Origin of the sequence: Pantoea sp. SORGH_AS_0659, assembly GCF_031453915.1 — a bacterium.
In the GTDB taxonomy this organism is placed as follows: Bacteria; Pseudomonadota; Gammaproteobacteria; order Enterobacterales; family Enterobacteriaceae; genus Pantoea; species Pantoea leporis.
On record NZ_JAVJAK010000001.1, the window covers coordinates 2001848 to 2015785 of the forward strand.

Here is a 13938-nt window from a genome sequence, read left to right on the forward strand (position 1 = left end):
CAGGAAATCGCGCCAGACTGTTACAAAAGATCGTGCTGTGCCAGGATTAGCCCACGCTTTTTATTCACGGGAGAAGAATAATGGATGCATTGGATTTATTAGTTAATCGCCGCTCGGCGTCTCGTCTGGCAGAACCGGCTCCGGCAGGTGAAGCGTTGCAAAATATTCTGCACGCCGCGATGCGCGCCCCCGATCACGGTACGCTGCAGCCATGGCGTTTCATTATTGTCGAAAATGAGGGGCGCGAGCGCTTTGCTAACTTGCTGGAACAGGCCGCGCGTGACAGCAATCTTGAGCAGAAGGCGATTGACAAAGCAGCCTCCGCGCCTTATCGCGCGCCGATGATCATCACCGTGGTGGCGCATTGTGAAGAGAACGCCAAAGTGCCGCAGTGGGAGCAACTGGCGTCTGCCAGCTGTGCAGTGATGGCGATGCAGATGGCCGCCGTGGCGCAAGGTTTTAATGGCATCTGGCGCAGCGGTCCGTGGACCGATCATCCGTCCGTGCGCGAAGCCTTTGGCTGCCGCGAGCAAGATGCGATTGTTGGTTTCCTCTATCTCGGCACGCCGCAGTTGAAAGCCAACACCACCGTGGTTGCGCCGGACACCGCGCAGTTTGTCAGTTATTTCTGACAGACAATGCTGGACTTTTGCGGCAGGTTAGGCGCCGTTGCAAAGATTGCACAGAGCCTGTGCGAAAGATCGAGGTTAGGTCGTGCAACACTTACTCCCAACTAACAGCCAGGCTAACATAGCGCCTTCTGTTCATCGCATAAGGAAGTCGCCATGAGTGAACCTGTTCGTTTAACGCAATACAGCCACGGTGCGGGTTGTGGGTGCAAAATTTCGCCGCAGGTGTTGGAAACCATTCTGCGCAGTGAGCTCAGTCCGTTTCACGATCCGCAACTGCTGGTTGGCAATGAAACGCGTGATGATGCTGCAGTCTACGATCTCGGCAACGGTACTGCGGTGGTAAGCACCACCGACTTCTTTATGCCGATCGTCGACGATCCTTTTACCTTTGGTCGTATCGCCGCCACTAACGCCATCAGTGATATCTACGCCATGGGCGGGAAACCCATCATGGCGATCGCTATATTAGGCTGGCCGGTGAATCTACTGAGTCCGGAAGTGGCGCAGCAGGTGGTCGAGGGCGGGCGTGCCGCTTGTCAGGCGGCGGGAATCGCCCTGGCGGGCGGCCATTCGATTGATGCGCCAGAGCCGATCTTCGGCCTGGCCGTAACCGGTATCGTCGATGTGGCGCGGGTGAAAAAGAACAGCGCGGCGCAGGCCGGTTGTCAGCTTTTCCTCACCAAACCATTAGGCATTGGCATTCTCACTACCGCGGAGAAAAAAGGCCTGCTGCGGCCTGAACACCGTTCGCTGGCTGCCGATGTGATGTGCCAGCTGAATAAAGCCGGAGCGGAGTTCGCCAAACTGGCGGGCATCAGCGCGATGACCGATGTCACCGGTTTTGGCTTGCTCGGCCATTTAAGTGAAATCTGCCAGGGTTCAGGATTGCGTGCCGAAGTGATTGCAGCGCAGGTACCGCGCCTGGCGGGCGTCGATGACTATATCGCTGCGGGAGCGGTGCCCGGTGGCACCAGCCGCAACTTCGCCAGCTATGGCGAGCAGGTTTCACCCTTAGATGATGCCACCCGCGCGTTGCTGTGCGATCCACAAACCTCCGGTGGTCTGCTAGTGGCGGTTCAACCCAGCGCCATTGAGGCATTCCAGCGCTGCGCCTCTGCAGCAGGCGTGCAAGCAACGTCGATTGGCGAACTGTTTGCCGCTAGAGCCGATCGTCCACTGATTACCGTAGTTACCTGACGTTAAGGAACGACGCCATCCATGCGTTTGTTTATTGCCGAAAAACCCAGCTTAGCGCGTGCGATTGCCGACGTGTTGCCAAAACCGCATCGACGCGGAGACGGCTATATTGCCTGCGGGAATGACCAGGTTGTGACCTGGTGTGTTGGGCACCTGCTGGAGCAGGCGCAGCCCGACAGTTATGACAGCCGCTATGCGCGCTGGAATCTGGCTGATTTACCGATTATTCCGGAAAAATGGCGCTTGCAGCCACGTCCATCCGTGGCTAAGCAGTTAAAAGTGATTGAAGGCCTGCTGCAACAAGCCAGCATGGTGGTGCATGCGGGTGACCCCGATCGTGAAGGCCAACTGCTGGTGGATGAAGTGCTGGATTATCTGCAGCTCGCACCAGAGAAACGCAAAGCGGTGCAGCGCTGCCTGATTAACGATCTTAATGCCTCGGCGGTTGAACGTGCGGTTGGGCGCCTACGTGAGAACCGCGAATTCATTCCGCTGTGTGTGTCTGCGTTAGCGCGTGCGCGCGCCGACTGGCTGTACGGCATCAACATGACGCGCGCCTTTACCTTGCTGGGCCGTAACGCCGGTTACGACGGCGTGCTGTCGGTTGGCCGCGTGCAGACGCCGGTGCTGGGTTTAGTGGTGCGCCGCGATGAAGAGATCGAAAACTTTATCCCTAAGGACTATTTCGAAGTTAAAGCGCACATCGTCACGCCAAAAGACGAGCGTTTTGTCGCGACATGGGTGCCAAGCGATGCTTGCGAGCCGTGGCAGGATGAAGAGGGGCGTTTGCTGCATCGTCCGCTGGCGGATCACGTGCTTGAGCGCATTAATGGTAAGCCGGCGCTGGTCACCGGATATAACGACAAACGTGAATCCGATACCGCACCGCTGCTATTTTCGCTTTCTGGCCTGCAGATCGAAGCCGGTAAGCGCTTTGGCCTCAGCGCGCAGAACGTACTGGATTGCTGTCAGCGGCTGTATGAAACCCATAAGCTGATCACCTACCCGCGTTCCGATAGCCGCTATCTGCCCGATGAGCACTTTGCCGGACGCCATGCGGTGCTGAACGCCATTCAGGCGCATCAGCCCAATCTGACACCGCCAGCGGATTTCAATCCCGATCAGAAGAACCGCTGCTGGGACGACAAAAAGGTCGATGCGCACCATGCCATCATTCCCACTGCGCGTGCCAGTAAGGTTAGTCTGACCGAAAATGAGGCCAATATTTACGGATTGATCGCCCGCCAGTATCTAATGCAGTTTTGCCCGGATGCGGTGTTCCGCAAATGCGTTATTGATCTTGATATCGGCGGCGGAAAATTTATCGCCAAAGCGCGTTTTCTGGCCGAAGCCGGCTGGCGTGCGCTGCTTGGCAGCAAAGAGCGTGACGAGGAGAACGATGGCACGCCGCTGCCGGTCGTCGCTAAAGGTGATGAGCTGCTGTGCGAGCGCGGCGAAGTGCTGGCGAAGCAGACGCAACCGCCGCGTCCGTTTACCGATGCGACGCTATTGTCTGCGATGACCGGCATCGCCCGCTTTGTGCAGGATAAAGAATTAAAGAAAGTGCTGCGTGCAACCGATGGTTTAGGTACGGAAGCGACGCGTGCGGGCATTATCGAATTGCTGTTCCGCCGCACTTTCCTGGTGAAAAAAGGCCGTTATATTCATTCGACGGATGCGGGCAGGGCGTTGATCCATGCACTGCCAGAAATGGCCGCCCGGCCCGATATGACGGCGCAATGGGAATCGACGCTTACCCGGATTAGCGAGAAGTCTTGTCGCTATGATGAGTTTATGCAGCCGCTGGTCAGCACCTTGATTGGGCTGATTGGTGAAGCACGCCAGCGACCGTCGTTACAGGCCTTTCGCGGATTGACAGCGCCTGGGGCCAAAAAGAAAGCCAAACCGAAAACGGCTCGTCGCAAAACCAAGGAGACAGAGTGATGCGTTATGCAATGATGTTGCTGGGCGGATTGTTGTTATGCAGCACCTCGGCGCTGGCCAACCGCCAGCCGGAAAACAATCGTATGGGCAATACCGATGTGGTGGTGGATCTGCCGCCAGAAGTGTGGACACAAGGGCAAAACAATCGTCAGAGCAGTTGCATGCAGTGCTGTACCTATGAGAACCGCAGTTATTCTGAAGGTGCGGTAGTCAAAGCGGAAGGCGTGTTATTGCAGTGCGGCAGGGATGAGAAGGTATTGGGAACCAATCCGCTTATCTGGAAGATCATCAAATAAAAGCGCGTGGCGCTAGACGCCACGCTGCTTCATCACAGCTTAAATGTCGACCAAACCGGGGCGTGATCCGACGGTTTCTCCATGCTGCGGATATCGTAATCGATGCCACTCTCAATACAGCGCGAGGCGAGCGGCTGGCTCGCCAGCAGCAGATCGATGCGCAGACCACGATTGTCGTCAAAGCCTTTCGAGCGGTAATCAAACCATGAGAAACGATCGTTGGTTTCCGGGAACTTATCGCGCCAGGTATCAACCAAACCCCACTTAAGCAAGCGATCCATCCACTCGCGCTCTTCAGGCAGGAACGAGCATTTTCCGGTACGCAGCCAGCGCTTACGATTATCTTCACCAATGCCGATGTCAAAATCGGTGCTGCTGATGTTCATGTCGCCCATGATCAATACCGGTTTATCCACGGCTAGCTGTTGCTCAAGATAACTTTGCAGATCGCGATAAAACTTCTCTTTCGCCGGGAACTTGGTGGGATGGTCGCGGCTTTCACCCTGCGGAAAATAACCGTTGATCACCGTGATATCGCCAATCGGACTCGGGATTTCCGCCATGATCAAACGACGCTGTGCATCTTCCTCATCGCCAGGGAAACCACGGTAGACGTTGACAGGCTCAGCTTTGGTCAGCAGCGCGACGCCGTAATGACCTTTCTGTCCGTGATAAAACACGTGATAACCCAGTTTGCTGACGTCTTCGAGCGGGAACATATCGTCATGCACTTTGGTTTCCTGCAAGCCGATGACATCGGGTTGATGCTGTTCAACCAGCGCGGCTAATTGATGAGGACGCGCACGCAAGCCGTTGATGTTGAAAGAGACAAATTTCATTTCGCTGCCATTTTTATCCGCAAAAGTATGGCGCGATGGTAACGAGTTTTTGGGCAAAAGTCATGATGATAAGCGGGAGAAAACAGCGATTAAAACGAAAGAAGAATACGAAGGAGAACATGTGATGGTGGTGGGAGAAGGATTCGAACCTTCGAAGTCTGTGACGGCAGATTTACAGTCTGCTCCCTTTGGCCGCTCGGGAATCCCACCGGGGATATTTCATATTGTGGCTTCAGGCAGAGACGATTCAGATGGTGGTGGGAGAAGGATTCGAACCTTCGAAGTCTGTGACGGCAGATTTACAGTCTGCTCCCTTTGGCCGCTCGGGAATCCCACCACTGGCCTGAATCATTGCGTCTTAAAGCGGGGCGCATCATAACAAATGCGCTCGGTCTGTAAAGCGCCGTCACTGAAAATAAAAACTGTTTGCCCACTTTTTATGCGTGGCGCTGAAGAGTTGTGCAGTTCAGCGCCGAAGTGGTTAAAGAATGATCGTGCGGTTGCCGTAAACGAACACGCGCTGGCCTAACACTTTATACAGTGCGCGGCTCAACACATTCTTCTCAACGTCTCGTCCTGCACGCATCATCTCTTCTGCGGTGTAGCTATGATCGACGTTGATCACGTCCTGCATGATAATTGGACCTTCATCGAGGTTATCGTTCACGTAGTGCGCGGTGGCGCCGATGATTTTCACGCCGCGCTCATAAGCCTGATGATACGGACGCGCGCCAATGAACGCCGGCAAGAAGGAGTGGTGAATATTGATGATCTGGTTTGGATAACGTTGCACAAAGGCGGGCGTCAACACGCGCATATATTTTGCCAGCACCACATAATCAGGCTGATAACGGTCAATTTCATCCGCCATGCGGTTGTCGTGCTCTTCACGCGTGTGGCCTTCGTGGCTCACCATCACAAACGGAATATCGAAACGTTCAACCAGTGAACGCAGCGTTTCGTGGTTACCGATGACTGCAGCAATCTCCATATCCAGACCGCCAAACGCGCTTTTCATTAGCAGATCGCCCAGGCAATGCGCCTCTTTGGTCACCAGAATCACGACACGGCGACGACCGGCACTTTGCAGTTCACGCACTGAACCGACGGGTAGCGCGCTATCGAGATCGGCCAGCAAGGTATTGTCGTTGAAAATGCCTTCCAGCTCGGTGCGCATGAAAAAGCGTCCGGTGCGGTGATCGACAAACTCATTGTTCTGCACAATGTTGAGTTCGTGCTTGTAGCAAATGTTGGTGATCTTGGCGATCAAACCTTTCGCATCAGGGCAAATGGTTCGTAAAACTTTTCGTTGGATGGTTTGCGCTTGCATCTCGATCAGAGTCCTGTCAAAGCGATGAATGGTAAAGCCGTTGTGTATCTGTCCAGATTACCCACAACATTTTTTGTATTTTTTATCGGCGCCACAAGGACAGCGATCGTTACGTCCCAACTCAGGCGTTGTTCCGTCGACATAGTACCAGCGTTGATCCTCGCGAAGAAAGCGCGAACATTCATAGATGGCTGAAGTGCGGCCTTTTTCGAGGTAACGCGCAAAAAACGTCACGAAGGCTTCATTCTCATGGCTTCCATGATTACAACGAGTTACATTCAAGCCCAGCCATTCAGTACCGGCAAAACTTTCGGATAATAACGTCTCAAGGTCGGCCACGCGTTTACTGGAGTGCCAGGTTTTCGCCAGCCACGCGGCATCTTTCACGACGTAGGCGGTGTAGCGTGAGCGCATTAATTGTTCCGCGCTGGACGGGTTCGCTTGGCCATTCAGAAAGGGTTGGCAACATACGCTATACTCCTTTCCGCTGCAGCAAGGGCACTTTTCAGACACGTCATCTCCTGGAAGTGATTAAAGTAAATTTAAGCGTGCGCTATGGTAGCCGACTGTCAGGCGTGATGCTACGTACCATGCCAATCATGAGGTGAGATGAGAAAGGTCAGGATTGGGCTGGCACTGGGTTCAGGTGCTGCCAAAGGTTGGTCCCACATCGGCGTGATCAATGCGCTGGAACGCGCAGGGATTGAAATCGATGTGGTGGCCGGATGTTCTGTTGGCGCGTTGGTCGGTTCGGCTTACGTGAATGGACGGCTGGGCGTGATGGAGAAGTGGGTGAGTGCATTCCGTTATTGGGATGTCATTCGATTAATGGACCTGTCGTGGCAGCGCGGTGGTTTATTGCGCGGCGACCGGGTGTTTAGCCACATCCGCCAGCTGATTCCCAACGACCTCATCGATGAGTGCGATAAGCCATTTGGCGTCGTCGCGACCAATCTCAGTACCGGACGAGAAGTGTGGTTGACCGAAGGCGATTTGCATCAAGCTGTGCGTGCGTCCTGTAGTATGCCAGGCTTATTGCCACCCATTGCTTACAATGGATACTGGTTGGTGGATGGCGCGGTGGTGAATCCCGTGCCGATCTCATTAACCCGCGCATTGGGTGCTGACATCGTTATCGCCGTGGATTTACAGCATGACGCACATCTGATGCAACAGGATTTATTGTCAGTTACGCCGCAGAGCGGTGAAGAAGCGGCGGCAGTAGAAGCGCTGAGCTGGGGAAAGAAACTGCGTCAACGCCTGATTGGCCTGACGCATCGCCGTGCTAATCAAACGCCGGGTGCGATGGAGATTATGTCGACATCAATCCAGGTTCTGGAAAATCGCCTGAAACGTAACCGCATGGCGGGCGATCCGCCGGATGTGCTGATTCAGCCGTTTTGTCCACAAATTTCCACACTGGACTTCCATCGTGCAGAAGAAGCCATTGCGGCTGGCAAGGCCGCCGTTGAGAAAAAAATGGATGAACTATTACCGCTGGTCCGTGGCAGATAGTCAGGTTGTTCATTCACAGGTGTTGCGACTTCAGCCAATTCTGAAAGGCGCAACGGCATTTTATGAACCACTATTGAATTATCTGGTACGCAGGGGGAGAGAATGGAAAAACCGCTAATCGGCAAAAAGATACTCATTGTCGAAGATGAGGTCGTTTTCCGTTCATTGATAGACAACTTATTAACCAGCTTAGGTGCAACAACGCTTGAGGCAGGTGATGGTGTTGATGGCTTAACCTTGTTGTCGGCGCAGTCAGTGGATCTGGTTATTTGCGATCTTGAAATGCCGCGTATGGGCGGTATCCCGTTCGTTGAGCGTCTTCGCACGCGCGGCAACAATGTGCCCATTCTGATTATCTCCGCCACACAAAATATGGCGGACATTGCGCATGTGTTGCGTTTGGGCGTGCAGGACGTATTGCTAAAACCGCTCAAAAATATGGAACGTTTCCGTGAAGCGGTGTTTGAGTGTCTCTATCCATCAATGTTTACCTCCAAAGTCGAGGAGGATGAACAACTGTTTCAGGATTGGGATGCGCTGGTCAGCGATCCGCTGGCGGCATCTAAATTACTTAAACAGCTCCAGCCGCCGGTGCAGCAAACCATTGCCAATTGCCGTATCAATTACCGTCAGCTCACCATGGCGGAACAGCCGGGCTTAGTACTGGATATCGCGGCGCTGTCAGATAACGATTTGGCATTCTATTGCCTTGATGTAACGCGCGCTGGCGATAATGGCGTGTTAGCCGCGCTGTTACTGCGCGCACTGTTCAATGGTTTGCTGCAGGAGCAGCTCTCCGGCCAGAAGCAGCGACTGCCTGAGTTGAATGGGCTGCTGCGTCAGGTCAACATGCTGTTAAGGCAGGCGAATCTGAGCGGGCAGTTCCCATTGCTGGTGGGCTATTATCATCGCCAGTTAAAAAACCTAATCCTGGTTTCAGCAGGGCTCAACGCGACGTTGCATGTCAATACTCATCAAATCCAACTCAGTAATGGTGTGCCGCTTGGTACTATGGGCAGCACTCATCTTAATCAAATCAGCCAACGTGCCGACGCCTGGCAGTGTCATATTTGGGGCGCCGGAGGCAGGTTACGTTTGATGCTATCAGCCGAAGAATAACCGGTTAGATTTAATTTTTCCGTGGGTTAAAGACAGGACCAGGAGCAAGCTTTACACTTGGGTAATAGTCCTAAATTCCGTGGATTAACTTCTTCCAGGATAATTCCACCTGATAGTAACTGATATACTCATTTCGTTTTTAAACCGACATATCAAGTATTAACTTGAACGGCCTATTAAGAGAGGTATTTTTGATGTCTGCCTATAAGACTAAAGTTAAAAAAGCGGTAATCCCAGTTGCAGGCCTCGGCACGCGTATGCTGCCTGCGACCAAAGCTATTCCAAAAGAGATGTTACCGTTGGTCGATAAGCCGTTGATCCAGTATGTCGTGAATGAGTGCATTGCAGCAGGCATTAACGAGATTGTGCTGGTTACGCACTCTTCTAAAAACGCCATCGAAAACCACTTTGATACCAGTTTTGAGCTGGAATCTATGCTGGAAAAACGTGTTAAGCGTCAGCTGCTGGACGAAATCCAGTCAATCTGCCCTCCACACGTCACCATCATGCAGGTTCGTCAGGGTATCGCGAAAGGTCTGGGCCACGCAGTAATGTGCGCACATCCACTGATTGGTGATGAGCCGTTCGCCGTAATCCTGCCAGACGTAATCATCGACGAATACGAATCTGATCCAACCAAAGACAACCTGGCAGAGATGCTGGCTCGTTACGAAGAGAGCGGCCGCAGCCAGATCATGGTCGAGCCGGTTGCTGATGTAACCGCTTACGGTGTAGTTGATTGCCAGGGTGCTGAACTCTCTGCAGGTCAGAGCGCGCCAATGGTTGGCGTGGTTGAGAAGCCTAAAGCTTCAGAAGCTCCATCAAACCTGGCCGTTGTGGGACGTTACGTGTTGTCTGCTGAAATCTGGCCGCTGCTGGCGAAAACGCCTCCAGGTGCAGGTGGCGAAGTTCAGCTGACTGATTCCATTGCGATGCTGATGGAAAAAGAGACCGTTGAAGCTTATCACCTGAACGGTGTCAGCCATGACTGCGGTAACAAACTGGGTTACATGCAAGCGTTTGTTGAGTACGGCGTTCGCCATCCAGTGCTGGGTAAAGATTTCACCCAGTGGCTTGAAGGCGCGGTAGGCAACAAAAAGTAACTCAATAAACACAGGATAATTCAATGAAAGTCACTGTATTTGGTATCGGCTATGTCGGTCTGGTTCAGGCTGCGGTGTTGGCCGAAGTCGGACATGACGTTCTCTGCATTGATGTCGACGAAAAGAAAGTCGAGAACTTAAAGAAAGGCAATATTCCGATCTTTGAACCAGGCCTGACGCCGCTTGTTATGTCTAATTACGAGTCGGGTCGCCTGAAGTTCAGTACGAATGCGGAAGAAGGCGTTAATCATGGCGTGATGCAGTTTATCGCCGTGGGTACGCCACCGGATGAAGACGGTTCTGCCGATCTGAAGTATGTGACTGCCGTTGCGCGCACGATTGCGCAGCACATGAACGATCACAAAGTTGTTATCGACAAATCTACTGTACCAGTGGGTACCGCAGATCGCGTGCGAGCGGTAATGACGGAAACCCTGCAAAAGCGTGATGCAAACATCGCCTTTGACGTGGTTTCAAACCCGGAATTCCTCAAAGAAGGTGCGGCAGTCAATGACTGCATGCGTCCTGAACGTATCGTTGTCGGTACCGATAATGATGAAGTGGTTGAGTTGTTACGCGAGCTGTACGAGCCGTTCAACCGTAATCATGATCGTATGATTTTGATGGACATTCGTAGTGCAGAGCTGACCAAATATGCGGCTAACTGCATGCTGGCAACCAAAATTAGCTTCATGAACGAGATCTCTAACCTGGCAGAACGTCTGGGAGCCGACGTCGAGAAAGTTCGCCAGGGTATTGGTTCAGATTCACGTATTGGTTATCACTTCATCTATCCAGGCTGCGGCTATGGCGGTTCTTGTTTCCCGAAAGACGTGCAGGCGCTGATTCGCACTGCTGAGTCAATTGGTTACACTCCGCGTCTACTGCAGGCGGTTGAAGACGTCAACGATTCGCAGAAGAACAAGCTGCCAACCTTTATTAAACGCCATTTTGGCGACGATCTGCGCGGCAAAACCTTTGCTCTGTGGGGACTGGCGTTCAAACCGAACACTGACGATATGCGTGAAGCCTCCAGCCGCGTGCTGATGGAGACGCTGTGGGAAGCAGGGGCAACGGTTCAGGCGTTCGACCCAGAAGCGATGGACGAAGCGCAACGCATTTACGGCCATCGTAACGATCTGAAGTTGATGGGTACCAAGGAAGCAGCGCTGCAGGGTGCGGATGGCTTAGTGATCTGTACTGAGTGGCAAAACTTCCGTGCGCCAGACTTTGACGTCATCAAAAGTGCGTTAAAAGAACCCGTGATTTTTGATGGTCGTAACCTGTATGATCCTGAGCGTATCAGCAAGCGCGGTTTCACGTACTATGCAATCGGCCGCGGAGCGTCAATTAAAATCGTAGAATAATGAGGGATGTATGAAGTTTCTGGTCACCGGCGCGGCAGGTTTTATTGGATTTCACGTCAGTCAGCGTTTGCTGGCCGCTGGTCACCAGGTTGTCGGTATCGATAATCTGAATGACTATTATGATGTCAGCCTAAAACAGGCTCGTTTAGACCAGAACACCAAACATCCTGATTTTATTTTCGTAAAAATGGACCTGGCGGATCGCCAGGCCATTTCCTCTTTATTCGCTGAGCACGCGTTTGAACGCGTTATTCATTTGGGCGCTCAAGCCGGCGTGCGTTATTCAATCGAAAATCCCCATGCTTATGCCGAAGCAAATCTAATCGGCCACCTCAATATTCTTGAAGGTTGCCGTCATCATAAAATCGGCCACCTTTTGTATGCCTCATCCAGTTCAGTTTATGGCCTGAATCGCAAAATGCCTTTTTCAACGGACGATTCCGTTGACCATCCGGTTTCACTTTATGCGGCCACAAAAAAAGCCAACGAATTAATGTCGCATACCTATTCACACCTTTATCAATTGCCCACTACGGGATTACGTTTCTTCACCGTGTATGGCCCATGGGGCCGTCCGGATATGGCATTGTTCAAATTTACACGCGCGATGTTAGCGGGTGAGCAAATTGACGTCTATAACAACGGACAAATGACGCGTGACTTTACGTATATCGATGATATTGCTGAAGCAATCGTGCGCTTGCAGGATGTGATTCCTCAACCGGATGAAAAGTGGACGGTGGAAGCAGGTTCTCCCGCCAGCAGCTCGGCTCCTTACCGCGTTTACAACATTGGTAATAGCCAGCCGACCAGCTTAATGACGTATATTGAGTCGCTGGAAAAAGCATTGGGCATTGAAGCGAAAAAAAATATGCTGCCCATGCAACCTGGCGACGTACTGGGCACCAGCGCTGACACGCAACCTTTGTACGACGCGATCAATTTCCGTCCTCAAACTAGCGTAGAGCAAGGTGTGCAGCATTTTGTTGATTGGTATCGCCGCTTCTATCAACAATAATTAAGCATGAAAAAAGGAAGCCATTGGCTTCCTTTTTCTTACCTGGTCAAAGTGAATTAGCGATGAACTAATTACAATGCTGAGCGCTGGAATGATTACAGTAGGAAATCGTCCAGTTGTTTACCTTGTTCTTCAATTGCTTTTTTAATCACAGCAGGAGTGCGGCCCTGGCCAGTCCAGGTACGGTTTTCACCGTTTTCATCAACGTAAGAATATTTAGCTGGACGCGCAGCGCGCTTAGCTTTGCCCGGAACTTTCGTTTCAGATAATGCCTGTAACAGATCATTTGGGTCAATACCATCGGCAATTAGCATCTCGCGGTATTGTTCAAGTTTGCGTGTGCGTTCTGCATTTTCCGCTTGTGCATGAGTATCATCTTCACGACGCTCATTGACCACAACTTCGAGTTTTTCTAGCATCTCTTCCAATGTTTCCAGAGAGCATTCCCGAGCTTGTGCGCGCAATGTACGGATATTATTAAGAATTTTAAGTGCTTCGCTCATTGTCCTAATCTCAAAATATAATAAATGGGAGTTGTTCTGCCGACTCATAATAATGGTGCAAAAAAATAACTGCAATAGCCAGATTTAAAAGCAAAACGTAAAAATAAAAAAGAAGGGCAGATTGATAACGCTCTTCAGAATATATTTACTTATTTGGTAATCTTTTCTAACTTGCTGACCAGGCTGAACGCTAATCCTGACGCTTCGGCTTTAATTTAAATGAATAAAATATCGGCGTAATCGCTATTTTGTCAAAACGTGCTTTCTTTCTATAGTGACTGTGATATCCATCTTAATGGTGATGTTATTTTGAGCAGATGATAAAAATAATGCATCGCTACAGCTATACAGGTTTATGGTAAACTGCGCCGCAACAGATATAGGCTGCGATGAGATTTTCTAATGGCTCAACTTTATTTTTATTACTCTGCGATGAATGCGGGTAAATCAACGGCTTTGCTACAGTCTTCTTATAATTATCATGAACGTGGTATGCGATCGTTGGTTTATACCGCCGAGATCGACAACCGCTTTGGTGCAGGCAAAGTCAGTTCACGTATCGGGCTTTCGTCTCCTGCATTTTTATATAACGATGAGACAAAGCTCGATGAGGAAATAGCTGCAGAACATGCGAAGCAACCCGTGCATTGCGTGTTGGTCGATGAAAGCCAGTTCCTTACGCGCGAACAGGTCAAAGCATTATCTGATGTTGTCGACAATCTGGATATTCCGGTGCTTTGCTATGGCCTGCGCACAGATTTCCGTGGAGAGCTGTTTGTTGGCAGCCAATATTTACTGGCATGGGCGGATAAGCTGGTTGAGCTTAAAACCATCTGCCACTGTGGCAGAAAAGCCAGCATGGTGCTTCGTCTTGATGCAAAGGGTAAACCTTTCAGCGAAGGCGAGCAGGTGGTGATTGGTGGCAATGAGCGTTATATATCGGTCTGCCGTAAACACTATAAGCAGGCAATCGATGAGGGTTCACTTCAGGCGATATATGGCTCACAATCGCCGCAGGTTTAACTCATCAGCAAGCCATAAAAAAACCCGCCGTAGCGGGTTTTTTGTTTAAAGC

Annotated in this window: 14 protein-coding genes and 2 tRNA genes; 10 read left to right on the top strand and 6 right to left on the bottom strand. The window is 51.5% G+C overall.

All coding sequences use genetic code 11. From position 1 onward, the window contains the following. Positions 1–80 precede the first annotated feature (80 nt). From Q3H59_RS09335 to Q3H59_RS09350, 4 genes are all read left to right on the top strand, one after another. On the top strand, positions 81–632 hold the full coding sequence (locus Q3H59_RS09335) for an NAD(P)H nitroreductase (RefSeq protein ID WP_110866269.1): 552 nt from the start codon (positions 81–83) through the stop codon (positions 630–632). Positions 633–785: 153 nt separating this feature from the next. Further along, a complete protein-coding gene (gene selD, locus Q3H59_RS09340) occupies positions 786–1829 on the top strand; it encodes a selenide, water dikinase SelD (protein ID WP_217546479.1) in 1044 nt (347 codons plus the stop codon). Positions 1830–1850: 21 nt separating this feature from the next. Continuing rightward, positions 1851–3773: a DNA topoisomerase III gene (locus tag Q3H59_RS09345; protein WP_309834438.1), complete on the top strand. Its 1923-nt coding sequence runs from the start codon at positions 1851–1853 to the stop codon at positions 3771–3773. Further along, positions 3773–4069: a YnjH family protein gene (locus Q3H59_RS09350; protein WP_309834440.1), complete on the top strand. Its 297-nt coding sequence runs from the start codon at positions 3773–3775 to the stop codon at positions 4067–4069. Before Q3H59_RS09345 ends, Q3H59_RS09350 begins: the two co-directional genes overlap by 1 nt. Before the next feature lie 32 nt (positions 4070–4101). Here the strand turns inward: Q3H59_RS09350 and xthA are convergent, their stop codons facing one another. The 5 genes from xthA to Q3H59_RS09375 all read right to left on the bottom strand — a co-directional run bounded on the left by xthA (position 4102) and on the right by Q3H59_RS09375 (position 6751). Further along, entirely contained in the window at positions 4102–4908 is an 807-nt protein-coding gene (gene xthA, locus Q3H59_RS09355) for an exodeoxyribonuclease III (RefSeq protein ID WP_192234037.1), read from the bottom strand. A 125-nt stretch (positions 4909–5033) separates the two neighbouring features. Continuing rightward, a tRNA-Tyr gene (locus Q3H59_RS09360) sits at positions 5034–5118 on the bottom strand. Positions 5119–5160: 42 nt separating this feature from the next. Beyond that, positions 5161–5245: transfer RNA gene (locus Q3H59_RS09365), tRNA-Tyr, on the bottom strand. Between the two features lie 144 nt (positions 5246–5389). After that, positions 5390–6238, bottom strand: a complete 849-nt coding sequence (gene purU, locus Q3H59_RS09370) for a formyltetrahydrofolate deformylase (protein WP_101764236.1) — start codon at positions 6236–6238, stop codon at positions 5390–5392. 57 nt (positions 6239–6295) lie between these two features. After that, positions 6296–6751, bottom strand: a complete 456-nt coding sequence (locus Q3H59_RS09375; protein ID WP_101764237.1) for a YchJ family metal-binding protein — start codon at positions 6749–6751, stop codon at positions 6296–6298. A 96-nt stretch (positions 6752–6847) separates the two neighbouring features. Between Q3H59_RS09375 and rssA the strand changes: the two genes are divergently transcribed. The 5 genes from rssA (at position 6848) to Q3H59_RS09400 (ending at position 12360) form a co-directional block, all read left to right on the top strand. After that, positions 6848–7753, top strand: a complete 906-nt coding sequence (rssA, locus tag Q3H59_RS09380; RefSeq protein ID WP_101764238.1) for a patatin-like phospholipase RssA — start codon at positions 6848–6850, stop codon at positions 7751–7753. A gap of 102 nt (positions 7754–7855) precedes the next feature. Beyond that, a complete protein-coding gene (gene rssB / locus Q3H59_RS09385; RefSeq protein ID WP_101764239.1) occupies positions 7856–8872 on the top strand; it encodes a two-component system response regulator RssB in 1017 nt (338 codons plus the stop codon). A 194-nt stretch (positions 8873–9066) separates the two neighbouring features. Then, entirely contained in the window at positions 9067–9975 is a 909-nt protein-coding gene (galU, locus tag Q3H59_RS09390; RefSeq protein ID WP_101764240.1) for a UTP--glucose-1-phosphate uridylyltransferase GalU, read from the top strand. A gap of 23 nt (positions 9976–9998) precedes the next feature. Next, a complete protein-coding gene (locus Q3H59_RS09395; protein ID WP_137385896.1) occupies positions 9999–11342 on the top strand; it encodes a UDP-glucose/GDP-mannose dehydrogenase family protein in 1344 nt (447 codons plus the stop codon). A 10-nt stretch (positions 11343–11352) separates the two neighbouring features. After that, positions 11353–12360 carry an NAD-dependent epimerase gene (locus Q3H59_RS09400; protein WP_309834447.1) on the top strand — a complete coding sequence of 336 codons (1008 nt, stop codon included), beginning with the start codon at positions 11353–11355 and terminating at the stop codon, positions 12358–12360. A 95-nt stretch (positions 12361–12455) separates the two neighbouring features. Here the strand turns inward: Q3H59_RS09400 and hns are convergent, their stop codons facing one another. After that, positions 12456–12863: a histone-like nucleoid-structuring protein H-NS gene (gene hns, locus Q3H59_RS09405; RefSeq protein ID WP_101764243.1), complete on the bottom strand. Its 408-nt coding sequence runs from the start codon at positions 12861–12863 to the stop codon at positions 12456–12458. 402 nt (positions 12864–13265) lie between these two features. On the opposite strand from hns, the gene tdk reads away from it, so the two are divergent. Continuing rightward, positions 13266–13886 carry a thymidine kinase gene (tdk, locus tag Q3H59_RS09410; protein WP_101764244.1) on the top strand — a complete coding sequence of 207 codons (621 nt, stop codon included), beginning with the start codon at positions 13266–13268 and terminating at the stop codon, positions 13884–13886. Positions 13887–13938 lie beyond the last annotated feature (52 nt).